An 18,938-nucleotide genomic window follows, 5' to 3' on the forward strand; every position below is an offset into this window, starting at 1 on the left:
GGAGTATCACCGCCTTTGACATCGGTGACATCCCTGTGGGGGGCGGGTTTACCCGCGAAGGCGTCAGCGCAGACAACCCAAAGCCATCAGACCGCCCGGTTCAGCTTCACCCACGACGCAAACTTGTCGATGAACGCTTGCAGGAACGGCCGGGTCTTGTCATTGAGCTTGCCGCTGTCGTCGAACAGCGTTGCCGCCCCACCGATATACGCTTCGGGCATCTGCATGCACGGCATGTCGAGAAACACCAGCGACTGACGCAGCGCATGGTTGGCGCCAAAGCCACCGATAGCCCCCGGCGAAACACTGGCCACCGCCGCCGGCTTGCCGCTCCAGGCGCTTTGCCCATAGGGCCGCGAACCCACGTCGATCGCGTTCTTCAGCCCTCCCGGTACCGACCGGTTGTATTCCGGCGTCACGAACAACACCGCATCGCTACGGCGGATTTCCTCGCGAAAGTGCTTCCACGCTTCCGGCGCCTCGGGCTCGACATCCTCGTTGTACAACGGCAGGTCGCCGATCTCGACGATCCGCAGGGCAAGGCTGGACGGCGCCAGCTCGGACAGTGCGCGGGCCACCTTGCGATTGTAGGAATCCTTGCGCAAGCTGCCGACGACGACCGCTACCGAATAGACCTGGCTCATGGCGATATGCTTCCTGTGCTGGGAAAGGGACGTAACTAGTTATAGATGACCGTTCCTCGGCCCCAGGATTTTTTTCCATCCGGCTGAAAACTTCCCACGCCTTTTGCTGGTCTATGGGTACAGACATTCCCTACACGTTTCCGAGGTTTCCACCCAAAATGGCAGCAGTAATGGTCGGCCAGTTCCACGCCCGCGACGCCGAAGGCCGTATCTACCCCGTGCACGAGTTCCAGGAGTCCACCCTCCAGGCCGACGGCAGCACCCTGGGCGAGCCCGTCACTACTTACCGCCTGGCTATCGGCGACCGCGTCAACCACTTGGGTGAGGACCGTTTCGAACTGGCCCAGACCGGTGTCGAGATCATCCGCATTCTCTGACACAGTCGACCGTGTACAGCGGCCCGTCATGCTGCAAGCCGTGCACGTCGGCGACGAAGCCCGGGAAGCCCTGGTCGAAGGCCCGGGCGAACGCCAGGTAGTCGAGGATCGAGCGGGTCGCCTCGGTGAAACGCTCGCCCGGCATGATCAGCGGGATCCCCGGCGGATAGGGCACCAGCATCACTGCTGAAACCCGCCCCAGCAGCTGTTCGATCGGCACCGCCTCCACGTCCCCCTTCACCATCCGGTCATAGGCCTGGGCCGGGCTCATGGCCACCTCGGGTAGCCGCGTGAACAGCCGTTTGAGTTGCTTGGCGGTAGCGTTGGTGCGGTAGCAAGCGTGCAACTGATCGCACAGGTCGCGCAGGCCCAGCCCCCGGTAGCGCGTCGGCTGCGCCGCCACCACGCAGGCCAGGCACTGGTCGAGCGGCGTGTTGCCATCATAATGGCGCTTGAACTCCAGCAATTCGGTGAGCAAGGTACTCCACTTGCCCTTGGTGATGCCCATCGAGAACAGCACCAGGAAGCTGTACAGGCCAGTCTTCTCCACCACCAGGCCGCGCTCCCAGAGGAACTTGCTGACCACCGCAGCCGGAATGCCCTGCTCGCCCAACTTGCCCCCGGCATCGAGCCCCGGCATCACCAGGGTCACCTTGAGCGGGTCAAGCAATACGTAGTCATCGGCCACCTCGCCGAAGCCATGCCAGTCCGCCCCCGGCTGCAACACCCAATCCGCTGCGGCCAGGCGCTCTGTGGCCGGCGGCTGCCAGATACTGAACCACCAGTCCTGCGCCGCAAGGTGCTGGCGAAGGTTGGCCAAAGCCCGGCGAAAGCTGAGGGCTTCATCGAACATCTCTTGCAGCAGCGAACGCCCGGCCGGCCCCTCCATCATGCTCGAGGCCACGTCCAGCGAGGCGAGGATGCTGTACTGCGGCGAGGTGGAGATATGCATCATGAACGCTTCGTTGAAACGGTCGCGGTCCAGCTGGCGGGTCGCGCCGTCCTGTACATGGATCATCGACGCCTGGCTGAACGCGGCCAGCAGCTTGTGGGTGGAGTGGGTGCTGAACAGCAGCGGATCGTCCGCCGCCCGCGGCGTGCCCATGGCATAGCGGCCCTCGAAGAAATCGTGGAAGGCGGCATAGGCGAACCAGGCCTCGTCGAAGTGCAGCACCTCGACACTGGCGCCCAGGGTCTGCTTGATCAGCCCGGCGTGGTAGCACAGGCCGTCGTAGGTAGAGTTGGTGACCACGGCCAGCTTGATCCTCGGCGCGCGCCCCTGGGCCAGCGGGTGAGCCTGGATCTTCGCCTCGATCGACGCCGGGCTGAACTCACTGAGCGGGATTGGCCCGATGATCCCCAGCTCGTTGCGCTCCGGGCACAGGTAGATCGGGATTGCCCCGGTCATGATGATCGCGTGCACCACCGACTTGTGGCAGTTGCGGTCCACCAATACCAGGTCGTCGCGCCCGACCATCGCGTGCCAGACGATCTTGTTGGCGGTGGAGGTGCCATTGATGACGAAGAACGTGTGGTCGGCACCGAAGTTACGTGCGGCGCGGGCTTCGGCTTCGGCCAAGGGGCCGGTGTGGTCGAGCAGCGAGCCCAGTTCAGGCACCGAAACCGACAGGTCGGAACGCAGAGTGTTCTCGCCGAAGAACTGATGGAACGCCTGCCCCACCGGGCTCTTGCGGTAGGCCACGCCACCGCCGTGGCCTGGCGTGTGCCAGGAATAGTTGGATTGCGCGGTGTGTTGCACCAACGCTTTGAAGAACGGCGGCAGCAGCCCGTCGAGGTAGTTGTGCGCGGCCCGTGCCACCTGGCGGGCGAGAAAGGGCACGGTGTCTTCGAACAGGTAGAGGATGCCGCGCAGTTGATTGAGCTCGCCCATGGCCTCGGCAGGGGCGTTTTCCAGGGTGACCTGCTCGCCCAGGGCGAAGATCGGCAGGTTGGGCGCACGCAGGCGGGCCAGGCGGATCAGCTCGGCCATGTTCTGCAGCAGGTGTGAGTTGTCGCCGGCGCCTTCGGCGGTGATCAGCATGCAGGCCAGGCCATGGTGGGTGGCGGCGACCAGGCGGGCCTCGGCCTGGTCGGCGGCGGCAAGGATGGCAAAGCCGTCCTGGGCCAGCTCATCGGCGATGCCGCGCACCCGCTCACCGGCGACGCTGTCGGCCTTGATGGCCCGGTGGACGATCAGGATGGGGAACTTGAGGTCCTTGTACATCGGGCAGCTACCTCTGCGGGGGCTTTCCCTCAGGGTAGTTGATCAAGCCCATTCGCCGGCTTGCCGGCGAATGGGCCGGTACTGCCGTCAAATCAACTGGCGGCCGGCTCGGTCAACACCTGCCACATCGCCGGCCCGCCCGCCGACTTGGTAATGGCTGCCAACCGCTCGGCGTGGGCTTCCAGCTCTTCTTCATTGGCCAGAATCACCCGCCCGGCCGCACGCCCCGTAATCCGGCGGATCTCACTGCCCGTGCCCCCCTGCCCGCCCTCACTCTGCGCACCATCACCCGCCAGCGACAGGCTGGTCTGCCCCCCGGTCATCGCCAGGTAGACATCAGCCAGCAGTTCCGAGTCGAGCAACGCGCCGTGCAGTTCACGGCCGGAGTTGTCGATACCGTAGCGTTTGCACAGCGCGTCCAGGCTGTTGCGCTGCCCCGGGTGGCGCGAGCGCGCCATCATCAGGGTGTCGAGGATGCTGCAGTGCTGCGAGATGTCGGCGCGGTCGTGCTGGCCCAGCAGGGCGAACTCGTTGTTGATGAAGCCAACGTCGAACGCCGCGTTGTGGATGACCAGGGTGGCGCCCTCGATGAACTCGAAGAACTCCTGGGCCACGTCACCGAAGCGTGGCTTGCCGACCAGGAAGGCGTCGGTGATGCCGTGGACGCCGATGGCGCCCTCGTCACTCTCGCGGTCCGGTTGCAGGTAGACGTGGAAGTGCCGCCCGGTCAGGCGCCGGCCCATGACCTCGACGCAACCGATCTCGATGATGCGGTGGCCATCGCCCACCGGCATACCGGTGGTTTCGGTATCGAGAATGACCAGCCGTTGATCTTGCTGCTGCTCCACGGGGTGACTCCAACTTGCGCTGCTTGAATTCGGGGCGGGAGTATATCGGAATCGGCGCCGCTTTGCGGCGCATCGCGGCTGAAGCCGCGCCTACCTGGATTTACACGACCCCTGTAGGAGCGGCTTCAGCCGCGATGGGCTGCACAGCAGCCCCAATCGGATCAACGCTGCGCCCGAACCTCGTCCACACCTCGGTTGGCCAGCTGGTCAGCCCGCTCGTTGCCCGGGTGGCCGATATGCCCACGCACCCACTTCCAGGTCACCTTGTGCCGGTTGACCTGCTCATCGAGGGCCATCCACAGGTCGGCGTTCTTCACCGGCTCCTTCGCGGCGGTCTTCCAGCCACGCTTCTTCCAGTTGACCATCCACTCGTTGATGCCCTTCATCACGTACTGGGAGTCGGTGGTCAGCACCACTTCGCACTCGCGCTTGAGCGCCTTCAGCCCCTCGATCGCGGCCATCAGCTCCATGCGGTTGTTGGTGGTCTCACGCTCGCCGCCCCACAGTTCCTTCTCGACGCCCTTGAAAACCATCAGCACACCCCAGCCACCCGGGCCAGGGTTGCCCTTGCAGGCACCATCGGTGTAGATCTCGACGCTATCGCTCATGTACCACTCATGTTCAGTGCTTGTCAGTATCGGGGTTGCTGGCCGTGCGGTTGACCTTGGCCAGCGGCAGCGGCAGCAACTTGCCCATGGGCTCGCGGCGCTCCAGGCGCAGGGGCCGCAGGCCGACCACCATCTTGCGCGCCACCAGCAGGTAGACGCCGCCACCGGCGCTCTGCCAGCCCCCGGCCACCCGCTCCCAACCGGCCAGGCGCTGCTGCCAGGCGGGCGAGGCAAGCGGCGGACGATAACACCCGAAACGGCGTTTCTCCAGCGCGAAGCCCAGCAGGTTGAGCCAGTCGCCGACCCGCGACGGCGAAATGCAACGGGCCTTGCGCAAGGCGCCATGGCTGAAGAGGTGGCGAATGCCCCAACCGCTCCAGGGGTTGATCCCGACGATCAGCAGGTGGCCGCCTGGACGCACGGCGCTGGCCGCCTCGCGCAGCAGGCCGTGGGGTGAAAGGCTGAAATCCAGGCCATGCTGCAGCACCACCACGTCGGCGGCGTGCTCCGAGAGCGGCCAGGCCTGCTCCTCGCAGACGATCTCCACCCCCGGCAACGGCGCCCCCAGGCGCACGTTGCGCTGCACCTGGGGCGCGCTGGGCGGGGGTTCGGCGCAAGGGCCATAGTGCACGAGGTAACCGCCGAAGAAGCGCCGCAGCTCTTCTTCGAGCAACTTTTCCTCTTCCTTGAGCATCAACTGCCCAAGAGGGCCCTCGAACCAGTCGCGGGCCAGGCTGATCAGTTCGACCCAGTCGGGGTCGGCCTGGGCGAAGGCTTGGTCGGTCATTGCGTTCTCCCTCGAAGGTTCTCCGGCCGCGCCATCGCGGCTAAGATGCCCTCAATGTCCAGGCTTGGCGAATCCGCACCATGATACAGATCGACGCCCTACCCGCTTTCTCCGACAACTACATCTGGTTGTTACAGGATACTGCCAATCGCCGCTGCGCGGTGGTCGACCCCGGCGACGCCGCCCCGGTGCTCGCCTGGCTGGGCGAGCATCCCGACTGGGTGCTGGAGGCGATCCTGGTCACCCACCATCACCACGACCACGTCGGTGGCGTCGAAGCCCTGAAGCAGACCACCGGCGCCCAGGTGTTCGGCCCGGCCAACGAGCGCATCCCGGCCCGCGACGTCGCCCTCGAGGACGGCGCGCAAGTGCACGTGCTGGGCCTGGCTTTCGACGTCCTGGCCATGCCCGGCCACACCCTCGGGCACATCGCCTATTACACTGCGCAATCGCCCACGCCGCTACTGTTCAGTGGCGACACCCTGTTCGCCGCCGGCTGCGGGCGCCTGTTCGAGGGCACCCCGGAGCAGATGCACCAGTCGCTGCAGCGCCTGGCCGCCCTGCCCGAGCAAACCCAGGTGTACTGCGCCCACGAGTACACCCTGAGCAACCTGCGCTTCGCCAAGGCCGTCGAGCCGCACAGCGAGCCTGTGCAAAAACGCCTCGAAGCGGTCACCCGACTGCGTGACGACAACCGCATCAGCCTGCCTTCGACCATCGGTATCGAGCGCCAGACGAATCCATTTCTTCGCACAGCTGAAACATCCGTTAAACAAAAAGCAGACGAATGGAAGGGGCATTCCAACCCCACCCAAGCCTCTGTTTTTGCTGCCTTGAGGTCTTGGAAAGACGCCTTTTGATAACCTCAAGATATATCGCGCCATAAGCGCAAAGGTTGACCAGGCCGGGGCCGGTTTTTAGAATCGCCGAACTTTTTTGCCCGGATACCCGTCCCAGCCGATGTCTTCCCGTAGCCGCAGAACCTCTCATTCGGTCGCTTTGACGCGACTGGCCCAGATCAGTGCACTGGCGCTGGCCGCCACCCTGGTCGGCTGCCAGAGCACCCGTCAGCTCGACGAAGCAGACAGCGTTCGCGCGCACAACTACCAGGCGCGGATCAAGCACAAGCCTGCGCCGTTGGTGGTCAAACCGAAGGAACAGGCCCCACCCCAGGACGTCTGGGAGCGCATGCGCCAGGGCTTCGCCCTGCAGGACGGCATCGACGTCAACCCGCGCATCGAACAGCAGCGCCTGTGGTTCGCCAGCAACCCGTCGTTCCTCGAGAACGCCGGCGAGCGCGGCAGCCTCTACCTGCACTACATCGTCGAGCGCCTCGAAGAACGCGACATGCCGCTGGAGCTCGCGCTGCTGCCGGCCATCGAGAGCGCCTACAACCCGATGGCCTACTCGCGCGCCCATGCCGCCGGCATGTGGCAGTTCATCCCGTCCACCGGGCGCCACTTCAACCTGCGCCAGACGAATTTCTACGACGGCCGCCGCGACATCACCGCATCTACGAACGCCGCGCTGGACTATCTGAACCGCCTGCACGACATGTTCAACGGCGACTGGCTGCTGGCCCTGGCCGCCTACAACGCCGGCGAAGGTACCGTCAGCCGCGCCATCGAGCGCAACGAGCGCCTGGGCCTACCAACCGACTACTGGAACCTGCCGCTGCCGCAGGAAACCCGCGACTACGTGCCCAAGCTGCTGGCCCTGTCGCAGGTGGTCAGCACACCAGATGCCTACGGTGTGAACCTCAACCCGATCGCCAACGAGCCCTACTTCGAAGCCGTCGCCATCAACGACCGCCTCGACCTGTCGCGCGTGGCAGCCTTCGCCGACATCGACGAAGACGAGCTGATCCAGCTCAACCCCGCCTTCAAGAAGCGCATGACCGTGGACGGCCCGCAGCAACTGCTGGTACCGACCGCCAAGGCGCAACTGCTGACCGACCGCATGTCCAACCTCAAGCCCGAGGAGCTGGTCAGCCTGCAACCGAACAAGGCCGTGTTCCAGGCCGCGCTGGCTGAGAACAAGGCACCGGCTTCGCGCAGCTACCGGGTCAAGCGTGGCGACAACCTGGGCAGTATCGCCAAGGCCAACCGCGTGGCGGTCAAGGATATCCAGCGTTGGAACCGCCTGTCCGGCAAAAGCGTGAAGGTTGGCCAGGTGCTGGCCCTGCGCGGCGGCAACGCCCCCAGCCCGGCGGCCAGCCGCAGCGCCGATTCGAAGCAGCGCGCCACCCAGTACAAGGTACGCCAGGGCGACTCTTACTACCTCGTCGCCAAGCGTTTCAACGTCGAGATGAAGCACCTCAAGCGCTGGAACCCGCGCAGCGGGCATGCCCTCAAGCCGGGGCAGACCCTGACCGTCTACCTGTCGCATTGATGCACAACCCCGAAGCCGCCGCTCCCCCCTGTGGGAGCGGGTTTACCCGCGAACACCGGCAAAGCCGGTGCCACACGCCGCAGAGACTGCTTCGCGGGTAAACCCGCCCCCACAACGGACTCCATTTGCGCCAAGGGCGGCTCTTTTTCGAGCCTGTACAAGCTGTTACTGTACCCCGACCAAGCCCAACGCCCTCTGGATCGGATGCCGACGTGATACGTCCCCTCCTGCTGTCACTCAGCCTGGCCTTGAGCTTCCCCGCCGTCGCGATGGTGAGCGAAAGCCACGGATACGCGCAGTTCGGCACGCTCAAGTACCCAGCCACCTTCACCCACTTCGACTGGGTCAACCCGCAAGCCCCGAAAGGCGGCACCTTGCGAGCCATGGCGTTCGGCACCTTCGACACGCTCAACCCCTACACCTTCAAGGGCTCGAGCCCGGTCACCACGCCCAATTTCCTGCAATACGGCATCAGCGAACTGAACGAGACGCTGATGGTCGGCACCGGCATGTACGACCCTTCGGGCGACGAGCCCACCTCCAGCTACGGCCTGATCGCCCGCTCCGTCGAGTACAGCGAGGACCGCAGCTGGGTGGTGTTCAACCTGCGCCCTGAAGCGCGCTTCCATGACGGCACGCCGATCACCTCGGCTGACGTGGCCTTCAGCTACCGCACCCTGCTCAAGGACGGCCACCCGATCTACCGCACCAACCTGCAGGAAGTGGCCCGGGTCGATATCCTCAACCCGCTGCGCATCCGCTTCGTCTTCAAGCGCGCCGGCAACCCGCTGCTGATCCTGCGCCTGGGCGAAATGCCGGTGCTGCCCAAGCACTACTGGGCCAAGCGCGACTTCAAGGCCACCACCTTCGAACCGCCACTGGGCAGCGGCCCCTACCGCATCACCGAGGTGCAGCCCGGCCGCAGCCTGGTGTTCGAGCGGGTCAAGGACTACTGGGGCAAGGACCTGGCCGTGAACCGCGGCAAATACAACTTCAACCGCGTCGAATACGAGTTCTACCGCGACGCCACCGTAGCCTTCGAAGCGTTCAAGGCCGGCGAGTTCGACATCTATATCGAGCACCAGGCGAAGAACTGGGCCAACGGCTACAACTTCCCCGCCGTGCGCCGGGGCGAGGTGATCAAGGCGCAGATCCCGCACCAGATCCCCACGCAAACCCAAGGCCTGTTCATGAACAGCCGCCGCGCCACCTTCAGCGACCCACGGGTACGCCAGGCGCTGGGCCTGATGCTCGACTTCGAGTGGACCAACCGCGCCCTGTTCAACGGCGCGTACCGGCGCGCCACCAGCTACTACCCCAACAGCGAGTTCAGCGCCAGCGGCCTGCCCACCGGCAAGGAGTGGCTGCTGCTCAAGCCGTTCCGCGACCAACTGCCAGAAAAACTGTTCACCCAGCCCTACCGGGTCAGCCACACCGACGGCAGCGGCATCAGCCGCCCGGCCCTGCGCCAGGCCCTCGGCCTGTTCGCCCAGGCCGGCTGGAAGCTCAACGGCCAGCGCCTGGTGGACAGCAAGGGCCAGCAGTTGCGCATGGAGCTGCTGCTGGTGAACCCCAACCTCGAACGCATCCTGCAACCTTATGTCGAAAATCTGGCCAGCATCGGCATCGATGCGCGCTTGCGCACCGTCGACCGCGCCCAGTACAAACAACGGCTCGACCAGTTCGACTTCGACATGATCCTGATGACCCTGAACCAGACCCTGAGCCCCGGCCTCGAGCAATGGTTGTACTTCCACTCCAGCCAAGCCGCCACCAAGGGCAGCAAGAACTATGCTGGCGTGAAGGACCCGGTGGTCGACCACCTGCTCGACACCCTGCTCGCCGCCCGCAGCCGCGATGACCAGATCGCCGCCGCGCGCGCCCTGGACCGCGTGCTCTCATGGCAGTACTACATGATCCCCAACTGGTACCTCGACAATCACCGCCTGGCCTACCGCAACCGGTTCGCCTTCGTCACCACGCCGCCCTACACCCTCGGGCTGAACAGCTGGTGGATCAAGAAGACTTCGGAGAAAGCCAAATGACGCCCACCCTGCGCCGCCTGGCCGCCAGCCTGCTGCTGGCCTGCCTCACGCTCCCGGCCGTGGCCGCCCCGCAACACGCCCTGACCCTGTACGGCGAAGCGCCGAAATACCCGGCCAACTTCCAGCACTTCGACTTCGTCAACCCCGACGCGCCCAAGGGCGGCACCTTCCGCCAGTCCAGCTTCGGCGGCTTCGACAGCCTCAACCCGTTCATCAACAAGGGCGTGCCCGCCGACAACGTCGGCAGCATCTACGACACCCTGATGCGCCAGAGCCTGGACGAGCCCTTCACCGAATACGGCCTGGTGGCCGGCAAGATCGAAAAGGCCCCCGACAACAGCTGGGTGCGCTTCTACCTGCGCCCCGAGGCGCGCTTCCACGACGGCCACCCAATGCGCGCCGAAGACGTGGTGTTCACCTTCAACGCCCTGATCAAGGACGGCGCGCCGCTGTACCGCCAGTACTACGCCGACGTCGCCGAAGTGGTCGCCGAAGACCCGCTCAAGGTGCTGTTCAAGTTCAAGCACAGCAACAACCGCGAGCTGCCGCTGATCCTCGGCCAACTGCCGGTGCTGCCCAAGCACTGGTATGCAAACCGCGACTTCAACCGTGGCAACCTGGAAATTCCGCTGGGCAGCGGCCCGTACAAGGTCGCCGAGGTGAAGGCCGGCCGCTCGATCCGCTACGAGCGCGTGAAGGACTACTGGGCCAAGGACCTGCCGATCAACCGCGGCTTCTACAACTTCGACGTGATGACCTTCGATTCCTACCGCGACAACACCGTCGCCCTCGAAGCGCTCAAGGCCGGGCAGTTCGACTACGCCCTGGAAGTCAGCGCGAAGAACTGGGCCACCGCCTACGACGTGCCCGCCGTGCGCGACGGCCGGCTGATCAAGGAAGAGATCCCCAACGGCAACCCGGTGGGCATGCAGGGCTTCATCTTCAACCTGCGCAAACCCATGTTCCAGGACGCCCGCGTGCGCCAGGCCATCAGCCTGCTGATGGACTTCGAATGGACCAACAAACAGCTGTTCAACGGCGCCTACACCCGCACCGGCAGCTACTTCGAGAACTCCGAGATGGCTGCCAGTGGCCTGCCCTCGCCCGCCGAGCTGAAGATCCTCGAACCGCTGCGCGGCAAGGTGCCCGACGCGGTGTTCAACAGCGCCTTCCACAACCCCGTCACCGACGGCAGCGGCATGATCCGCGACCAGCAGCGCCAGGCCTACAAGCTGCTGCAGGAAGCCGGCTGGAAGATCGTCGACGACAAGATGGTCGACAAGGACGGCAAGCCGCTGACCATCGAGTTCCTGCTGGCCCAGACCCAGTTCGAGCGCGTGCTGCTGCCGTTCAAGCGCAACCTCGCGGACCTGGGCATCAACCTCGAGATCCGCCGCGTGGACGTGTCGCAGTACATCACCCGCCTGCGCTCGCGGGACTACGACATGATCGTCGGCGGCTTCGCGCAATCGAACTCGCCCGGCAACGAGCAGCGCGAATACTGGAACAGCGCCGCCGCCGACAACCCCGGCAGCCGCAACTTCATCGGCCTGCGCGAGCCTGCCATCGACCAACTGGTGGAAGAGTTGATCAACGCCGATTCGCGCCAGAGCCTGGTCGACCACTGCCGCGCCCTGGATCGGGTGCTGCTGTGGGGCTACTACGTGATCCCCAACTGGCACATCAAGACCTCCCGCGTGGCCTACTGGAACCACATCGGCCACCCGGACAAGTCGCCCAAGTACGACATCGGCATCGACACCTGGTGGATCAAACCCAACGTCACGCCCGCCGTGACCGCAACCCCCGCCGTGGAAGAGGCCAACTGACATGCTGGCCTATATCCTGCGGCGCCTGCTGCTGATCATCCCGACCCTGTTCGGCATCCTCATCATCAACTTCATCATCGTCCAGGCCGCCCCCGGCGGCCCGGTGGAGCAAATGATCGCCAAGCTCGAAGGCTTCGACGGCGCCACCAGCCGCATCGCCGGTGGCGGCGCCGAAGTCTCGGTGGCCGGCTCCAACTACCGCGGCGCGCAAGGCCTGGATCCGGCACTGATCGCCGAGATCGAGCGCATGTACGGCTTCGACAAGTCGGCGCCCGAGCGGCTGTGGATCATGGTCAAGAACTACGCCCAGCTGGACTTTGGCAACAGCTTTTTCCGCGACGCCAAGGTCATCGACCTGATCGCCGAGAAGATGCCCGTGTCCATTTCGCTCGGGCTATGGAGCACGCTGATCATGTACCTGGTGTCGATCCCCCTGGGGATCGCCAAGGCCGTGCGCCACGGCAGCCATTTCGACGTGTGGACCAGCTCGGCGATCATCGTCGGCTACGCCATCCCCGCGTTCCTGTTCGCCATCCTGCTGATCGTGCTGTTCGCCGGCGGCAGCTACTTCGACTGGTTCCCGCTGCGCGGGCTGACCTCCAACAACTTCGACGAGCTCAGCACCACCGGCAAGGTACTCGACTACTTCTGGCACCTGGTGCTGCCCATCACCGCGCTGGTGATCGGCAACTTCGCCACCATGACCCTGCTGACCAAGAACAGCTTCCTCGACGAGATCAACAAACAGTACGTGGTCACCGCCAAGGCCAAGGGCCTGAGCCGCTCGCGGGTGCTGTACGGCCACGTGTTCCGCAACGCCATGCTGCTGGTGATCGCCGGCTTCCCCTCGGCGTTCATCGGCATCTTCTTCACCGGTTCCTTGTTGATCGAGGTGATCTTCAGCCTCGACGGCCTGGGCCTGATGAGTTTCGAAGCGGCGATCAACCGCGACTACCCGGTGGTGTTCGGCACCTTGTTCATCTTCACCCTGCTCGGGCTGGTGGTGAAGCTGATCGGCGACCTCACCTACACCCTGGTCGATCCGCGCATCGACTTCGCCAGCCGGGAGCACTGACATGGCCCTGTCCCCCCTCAATCGCCGGCGCTTCGAGCGCTTCAAGGCCAACCGCCGCGGCTGGTGGTCGCTGTGGATCTTCCTGGTGCTGTTCGTGCTAAGCCTGGGCGCCGAGTTCATCGCCAACGACAAACCGATTGCCTTGCGCTACGACGGCGAGTGGTACTTCCCCGCGTTCAAGCGCTACCCCGAGACGACGTTCGGCGGCGAGTTCCCGCTGGAGGCCAACTACAAGAGCCCGTACATCCGCGAGCTGCTGGAGAAGAAAGACGCCTTCGTGCTGTGGGCGCCGATCCCCTACAGCTACCAGAGCATCAACTACGACCTGAAGGTGCCCGCTCCCGCGCCACCCTCCACCGACAACCTGCTGGGCACCGACGACCAGGGGCGCGACGTGCTGGCCCGGGTGATCTATGGCTTTCGCATCTCGGTGCTGTTCGCCCTCACGCTGACCATCGCCAGCTCCATCGTCGGCGTGATCGCCGGCGCCTTGCAGGGTTTCTACGGCGGCTGGGTGGACCTGGCCGGCCAGCGCTTCCTGGAGATCTGGTCCGGCCTGCCGGTGCTGTACCTGCTGATCATCCTTGCCAGCTTCGTGCAGCCCAACTTCTGGTGGTTGCTGGGCATCATGCTGCTGTTCTCGTGGATGAGCCTGGTGGACGTGGTGCGCGCCGAGTTCCTCCGTGGGCGCAACCTCGAATACGTGCGCGCCGCCCGCGCGCTGGGCATGCGCAACGGCCCGATCATGTTCCGCCACATCCTGCCCAACGCCATGATCTCGACCATGACCTTCATGCCGTTCATCCTCACCGGCGCCATCGGCACCCTCACCGCCCTGGACTTCTTAGGCTTCGGCCTGCCCGCCGGTTCCCCGTCGCTGGGCGAGCTGGTCGCCCAGGGCAAGTCCAACCTGCAAGCTCCGTGGCTGGGCATCAGCGCCTTCGCCGTGCTGGCGGTGATGCTGAGCCTGCTGGTATTCATCGGCGAATCCGCCCGCGACGCCTTCGACCCGAGGAAATGACATGAGCCAAGACACCCTGATCGAAGTCCGCGACCTGGCGGTGGAGTTCGTTACTGGCGAGCAGGTCAACCGCGTGGTCGACGGCATCAGCTTCGACATCCGCAAAGGCGAGACCCTGGCCCTGGTCGGCGAAAGCGGCTCGGGCAAGTCGGTGACTGCGCATTCGATTTTGCGCCTGTTGCCCTACCCGCTGGCCCGGCATCCCTCCGGTACCATCCAGTACGGCGGCAAGGACCTGCTGCACCTGGGCGAGAAGCCCATGCAGCGCATTCGCGGCAACCGCATCGCGATGATCTTCCAGGAGCCGATGACCTCGCTGAACCCGCTGCACAGCATCGAGAAGCAGATCAACGAGATCCTGTTGCTGCACAAGGGCCTGACCGGCAAGGCGGCCACTGCGCGCACGCTGGAGCTGCTGGAGCTGGTGGGTATTCCCGAGCCCAAGAAGCGCCTGAAAGCCCTGCCCCACGAGCTGTCCGGTGGCCAGCGGCAGCGGGTGATGATCGCCATGGCCCTGGCCAACGAGCCCGAGCTGCTGATCGCCGACGAGCCCACCACGGCGCTCGACGTGACCGTGCAGTTGAAGATCCTCGACCTGCTCAAGGAGCTGCAGGCGCGCCTCGGCATGGCCCTGCTGCTGATTAGCCACGACCTCAACCTGGTGCGCCGCATCGCCCACCGCGTGTGCGTGATGCAGAGCGGCAAGATCGTCGAGCAGGCTGATTGCACCACGCTGTTCAGCAAGCCGCAGCATCCGTATACGCAGATGCTGATCAACGCCGAGCCCAGCGGGGCGCCTGCCGCGAACGCCGAAGGGGCGCCGTTGCTGGAGGTGAAGGACCTGAAGGTGTGGTTCCCGATCAAGAAGGGGCTGCTGCGCCGGACCGTGGACCATGTAAAGGCGGTGGATGGGGTGAACTTCAGCCTGCCCCAGGGGCAGACGCTGGGGATCGTTGGCGAGAGTGGGTCGGGCAAGTCCACCTTGGGGTTGGCGATCTTGCGGTTGATTTCCAGCCAGGGTGGCATTCGCTTCCATGGGCAGAATCTTGAAGGGCTGAACCAGAAGGCCGTGCGGCCGCTGCGGCGGGAGATGCAGGTGGTGTTTCAGGATCCCTTCGGCAGCCTGAGCCCGCGTATGTGCGTGGCGGATATCGTTGGCGAGGGGTTACGGATTCACAAGATCGGCACGCCGGCTGAGCAGGAAGCGGCGATTATTGCGGCGTTGGAGGAAGTGGGGCTGGATCCGAGGACGCGGCATCGGTATCCCCATGAGTTTTCTGGGGGGCAGCGGCAGCGGATTGCGATTGCCCGGGCGTTGGTGTTGAAGCCTGCGTTGATTTTGCTGGATGAGCCGACCTCGGCGCTGGATCGGACGGTGCAGCGGCAGGTGGTGGAGCTTTTGCGGAATTTGCAGGTTAAGTACAACCTGACTTATCTGTTCATCAGTCATGACCTGGCGGTGGTCAAGGCGTTGAGTCATCAGTTGATGGTGATCAAGCATGGGCAGGTGGTGGAACAAGGGGATGCGGGGGCTATATTTCATGAGCCGAAGCATGGGTATACGAGGCAGTTGTTGGAGGCGGCGTTTTTGGAAGTCGAACGGCATCGTATATGACATAGAGGTTTGACATAGGTTTAGGCTACCTCTCATGGCACCCCAAAAATCACCTCCTAAGCGCCTAGGCGATTAGTCTCGCGCTACTACTGACTCAAGTTCACTCAAAGGAGGCTCAGTATCGTAGATGGTTCTGCCAAGCTATTCGGACCTGCAGCACTACACCTCTGAAAGCAATAGACTTCGCAGTGGCTACAGGCTATTTTCCTATAAAGCTCGAACTCATGACATGGAGTGATCAAAACGATGGATATCGACATCCTAGTAACAAGCGACAGAATAAATAGCGACCCACTAGCCCGAGACTTCATTACTCATATTCGCACACACACCGCAGAGCTCAACCTCGAAGACGCAGCCCTTTACTACGACTTCCCAAGCTATTCCGATTACGAAACCATTACTCATAAGCCAGACGCATTACTAATCAGTAAAAACCACGGAATAATTGCCTTCCGCTTTATAACCGGAAATCAAGCAGAGCGACTTCCAGTCCCACAAATAGAAGAAACAACTGAGTCACTCAATCAATTCTGTAGCATTCTCTTCGGCAGACTCCTAAAGAGTAAAGCTCTACGACAAAATCGAAACTCTCTAGCATTAGAAATTGTACCAGTAATCTATTGTGACTCATCTAGCGCCGACCGTATTTTCGAAGGAGGCGAATGTGAAATAGTCAACTCAACCTCCGCATTCCGAGAGCTACTAGAAGGTCTACTCACAGATCAGCCATTGAGCTCTGAGCAATTACAGGAAACCAGATCCGTAATAGAAGGCGCCAAAGCACTCACACGAAGTAACAGCCGAACTGTTGACGACCCAGAACAGCATCGCGAAGCATACGCCCTTTCCAACTTAGAAGCCGAAATCGCCAACTTTGATCAAAAGCAAAGACGAGCTGCACTGGTAACTGTAAACGGCCCTCAAAGAATCAGAGGACTAGCTGGGTCTGGGAAGACTGTAATTTTAGCCATGAAAGCTGCCCATTTACATATGAGCAGACCTGAGGATACGATTCTAGTCACCTTTTTCACTAAAAGCCTACGCTCTCCAATCAAAAATTTAATCACAAAATTCTTTAGACACTTTACCGAGGTTGATCCAGACTGGAGCAAAATCAACATTCGTCACGGCTGGGGAGGCTCCAACATACATGGAACCTACTACGATGCCTGCAAGAGAGCTGGAAAAATCCCTCTCAACTTTGGAACGGCACGATCTTCCGCACCAACTGGAGTCGAACCATTCCAGCATGCATGCACAGAACTAATATCAAGCGGCTTAGTCCAACCATACTACGATCACATCCTGATTGATGAAGGCCAAGACTTCCCTACCGCATTCTATCAACTGTGCTATCTACTAACAAAAGGTGATAGAGACAAGAAGAACATCGTCTGGGCATATGACGAACTACAGAATATTCTCAATGTTAAAATGCCTTCTTCAGAGGAACTCTTTGGCATTGATGAACAAGGAGAACCTTGCATATCTCTTGATCGGGCCGCATCGAGCCTTCCACCTGGAGCAGTTAACGATACTGTTTTAAGCAAATGCTATAGAAACCAAAGAGAAGTTTTATTAACCGCACATGCGCTGGGCTTCGGCCTTTATTCTGAAATAGTTCAATTACTAGAAAGCCCAGACCACTGGAGAGATGTGGGCTATGAAGTGGAGGCCGAAGCCTTTCAAACTGGTGAAAGAGTTGACATTGTAAGGCCAGAGCGTAACAGCCCTGTATCACTGCAGGGAGAACATTTACCACGATTAATTGATTACCACTCCGCTTCAACCTTTGAAGACGAGATAAATTGGGTTGTGAATGACGCCAAAGCATTTCTCCAAGGCGGGCTTTCTGCCGAAGACATCATCGTAATCGCTCTCGACGACAGGAACGCAAGGGCATACTTTAAGCGATTATCAGCCAGCTTTGCCGAGGCAGGAATATCCACTAACAATATTCACGCCGACCCTTATTCAGAGCCACCCTTTACCATAAAGAACAAGATCACACTATCTACAGTTTATAGAGCCAAGGGTAACGAAGCAGCCGTCGTATATATCGTCGGAGCTGACGCTATTTCATTACGCCATAGAAGTGAGCGAAATAAGCTTTTTGTAGCTTTCACTCGAACAAAAGCATGGCTTCGTGTAACTGGATGTCAAGGATCGACCATAGAAATAGGAAGAGAAATTGACCTTGCGTCGGAAAACTTCCCTCACCTCCGCTTTACAATGCCAGATCTATCCCAAATGAATCTCATCCAACGAGATATGAGTGAGAAGGCTGTAAGAGCCAGAGTTATACGAATGGAATTTATTTCCAGATTGCGCGAAGAAGGCTTTGCAGACGACGAAATCGAGGAACTACTGACAGTCCAGGAAAACAAAAATGACTAGGGAAGATGTCATCACAGGAATAGCAAATGCTTGGCGAATAGCAGAGAAATTAACTATATCAGAGATATTCTCAAACCCTGCGCCGCTGCCCATCAACCACGAATTTCGCGACATCATTCTATCCCCTCAAGCAACATACATTGACGTCTACAACAAGGCATTGAAACTCTCACACTACAACATCTTACTCTCGGACTATTCATTCTTCCAGTTCAGCATCGAGGGTGAGAACAATGTCCGATACGCATTTTATCCCAACCCTTACGTATCTAATGGAGATGAGTACCACAACTGGTTTGAAAGCCGCCAAGAGATGGTGCAGGCAGGAATGCTAGGTCACGAAGAGTTCCTATCATTATTATCAGACAAAGTTGGAATAGGTTCAGTGCCACTCTTACGATATGAAAACGCACCAGCTCAGAGAACCAAATTCCATCATCCTTGCTCACATTTTCACATTGGATTTCATTCAGAAAACAGGTGGGCCGTTAGACGCTTACTTACACCAAGTGCTTTCGCGCTTCTAGTCTACAAACATTATTATGGAGCAAATTGGCGCACAGCTGGCGATGATGATGACGCGCATGTCAGCAACTCCCTTGAACGCATCCTTATTGATGAAAAAACTCGATGCAACATCATTCATGACGATTTATTCGACGCCATTGAGGAAAGAACCTTTTACTTCGGGTAACCCAAACGACCATCTCTAAAGAGCAGTAATAAATCGTATTTATTCTAACGGACGCCTCCACAGGCCTAGAGCCATGTGGAGGCAAACTGGAAGGATAAAATGGCAACAAATCAGATTCTCCCTCTTCCTTGTAGTCCATTTCCCAAATATCCTCCTACAGTCACATTTCCGTTGCGGCTGCTTCGACATGAATCTAGTCTCGGTAAGTCGCTGAAATCAGCGATCGGCTTTGACAGGCCGCCACGGTTAATTGCATGCAGCAAGCCCTTATGGCTGCTGTACGTGCGGGCACGCTTGCGTGCGCCGGAGCTTGCAATTTCCGCCGGTCTGTCAACCCACGTACAGCAGCCACCCTTCTGTTTGACAGCAGGCAGGTGGCC

15 protein-coding genes are annotated in these 18,938 nt (G+C 61.2%); 10 read left to right on the forward strand and 5 right to left on the reverse strand.

What is annotated here, in order from left to right:
* Positions 1 to 86: 86 nt before the first annotated feature.
* Positions 87 to 644, reverse strand: a complete 558-nt coding sequence (locus tag JYG34_RS16995; RefSeq protein WP_213657539.1) for an NADPH-dependent FMN reductase — start codon at positions 642 to 644, stop codon at positions 87 to 89.
* Positions 645 to 802: 158 nt separating this feature from the next.
* Between JYG34_RS16995 and JYG34_RS17000 the strand changes: the two genes are divergently transcribed.
* Positions 803 to 1,021 carry a hypothetical protein gene (locus JYG34_RS17000; protein ID WP_213657540.1) on the forward strand — a complete coding sequence of 73 codons (219 nt, stop codon included), beginning with the start codon at positions 803 to 805 and terminating at the stop codon, positions 1,019 to 1,021.
* Here JYG34_RS17000 and JYG34_RS17005 read toward each other — a convergent pair.
* From JYG34_RS17005 to JYG34_RS17020, 4 genes are all read right to left on the reverse strand, one after another.
* Positions 1,005 to 3,245: an Orn/Lys/Arg decarboxylase N-terminal domain-containing protein gene (locus tag JYG34_RS17005; RefSeq protein WP_213657541.1), complete on the reverse strand. Its 2,241-nt coding sequence runs from the start codon at positions 3,243 to 3,245 to the stop codon at positions 1,005 to 1,007. The two genes, JYG34_RS17000 and JYG34_RS17005, sit on opposite strands and share 17 nt — an antisense overlap.
* A gap of 92 nt (positions 3,246 to 3,337) precedes the next feature.
* On the reverse strand, positions 3,338 to 4,093 hold the full coding sequence (gene dnaQ, locus JYG34_RS17010; RefSeq protein WP_213657542.1) for a DNA polymerase III subunit epsilon: 756 nt from the start codon (positions 4,091 to 4,093) through the stop codon (positions 3,338 to 3,340).
* 161 nt (positions 4,094 to 4,254) lie between these two features.
* Positions 4,255 to 4,701 carry a ribonuclease HI gene (gene rnhA / locus JYG34_RS17015; protein ID WP_011534678.1) on the reverse strand — a complete coding sequence of 149 codons (447 nt, stop codon included), beginning with the start codon at positions 4,699 to 4,701 and terminating at the stop codon, positions 4,255 to 4,257.
* Positions 4,702 to 4,714: 13 nt separating this feature from the next.
* Positions 4,715 to 5,488: a class I SAM-dependent methyltransferase gene (locus JYG34_RS17020; RefSeq protein ID WP_213657543.1), complete on the reverse strand. Its 774-nt coding sequence runs from the start codon at positions 5,486 to 5,488 to the stop codon at positions 4,715 to 4,717.
* A gap of 80 nt (positions 5,489 to 5,568) precedes the next feature.
* On the opposite strand from JYG34_RS17020, the gene gloB reads away from it, so the two are divergent.
* The 9 genes from gloB to JYG34_RS17065 all read left to right on the forward strand — a co-directional run bounded on the left by gloB (position 5,569) and on the right by JYG34_RS17065 (position 18,558).
* Positions 5,569 to 6,348, forward strand: coding sequence for a hydroxyacylglutathione hydrolase (gloB, locus tag JYG34_RS17025; RefSeq protein WP_213657544.1), 780 nt, complete (start codon positions 5,569 to 5,571; stop codon positions 6,346 to 6,348).
* Positions 6,349 to 6,448: 100 nt separating this feature from the next.
* The gene (locus tag JYG34_RS17030; RefSeq protein WP_213657545.1) at positions 6,449 to 7,879 is read left to right on the forward strand and encodes a lytic transglycosylase domain-containing protein; all 1,431 of its coding nucleotides are present in this window, start codon (positions 6,449 to 6,451) and stop codon (positions 7,877 to 7,879) included.
* A 212-nt stretch (positions 7,880 to 8,091) separates the two neighbouring features.
* A complete protein-coding gene (locus tag JYG34_RS17035; protein ID WP_213657546.1) occupies positions 8,092 to 9,924 on the forward strand; it encodes an extracellular solute-binding protein in 1,833 nt (610 codons plus the stop codon).
* Complete coding sequence (locus JYG34_RS17040) at positions 9,921 to 11,753, forward strand: extracellular solute-binding protein (RefSeq protein ID WP_213657547.1); 1,833 nt, start codon at positions 9,921 to 9,923, stop codon at positions 11,751 to 11,753. Before JYG34_RS17035 ends, JYG34_RS17040 begins: the two co-directional genes overlap by 4 nt.
* Position 11,754: 1 nt before the next feature.
* A complete protein-coding gene (locus JYG34_RS17045; protein ID WP_011534684.1) occupies positions 11,755 to 12,828 on the forward strand; it encodes a microcin C ABC transporter permease YejB in 1,074 nt (357 codons plus the stop codon).
* A 1-nt stretch (position 12,829) separates the two neighbouring features.
* Entirely contained in the window at positions 12,830 to 13,849 is a 1,020-nt protein-coding gene (locus JYG34_RS17050) for an ABC transporter permease (protein WP_213657548.1), read from the forward strand.
* Between the two features lies 1 nt (position 13,850).
* Positions 13,851 to 15,464 carry an ABC transporter ATP-binding protein gene (locus JYG34_RS17055; RefSeq protein WP_213657549.1) on the forward strand — a complete coding sequence of 538 codons (1,614 nt, stop codon included), beginning with the start codon at positions 13,851 to 13,853 and terminating at the stop codon, positions 15,462 to 15,464.
* A gap of 246 nt (positions 15,465 to 15,710) precedes the next feature.
* Positions 15,711 to 17,864, forward strand: coding sequence for a DEAD/DEAH box helicase (locus tag JYG34_RS17060; RefSeq protein WP_213657550.1), 2,154 nt, complete (start codon positions 15,711 to 15,713; stop codon positions 17,862 to 17,864).
* Positions 17,857 to 18,558 carry a DUF2290 domain-containing protein gene (locus JYG34_RS17065; protein ID WP_213657551.1) on the forward strand — a complete coding sequence of 234 codons (702 nt, stop codon included), beginning with the start codon at positions 17,857 to 17,859 and terminating at the stop codon, positions 18,556 to 18,558. The genes JYG34_RS17060 and JYG34_RS17065 overlap by 8 nt, the downstream gene beginning before the upstream one ends.
* Positions 18,559 to 18,938 lie beyond the last annotated feature (380 nt).

Origin of the sequence: Pseudomonas entomophila, from assembly GCF_018417595.1 — a bacterium.
GTDB classification, from domain to species: domain Bacteria; phylum Pseudomonadota; class Gammaproteobacteria; order Pseudomonadales; family Pseudomonadaceae; genus Aquipseudomonas; species Aquipseudomonas entomophila_C.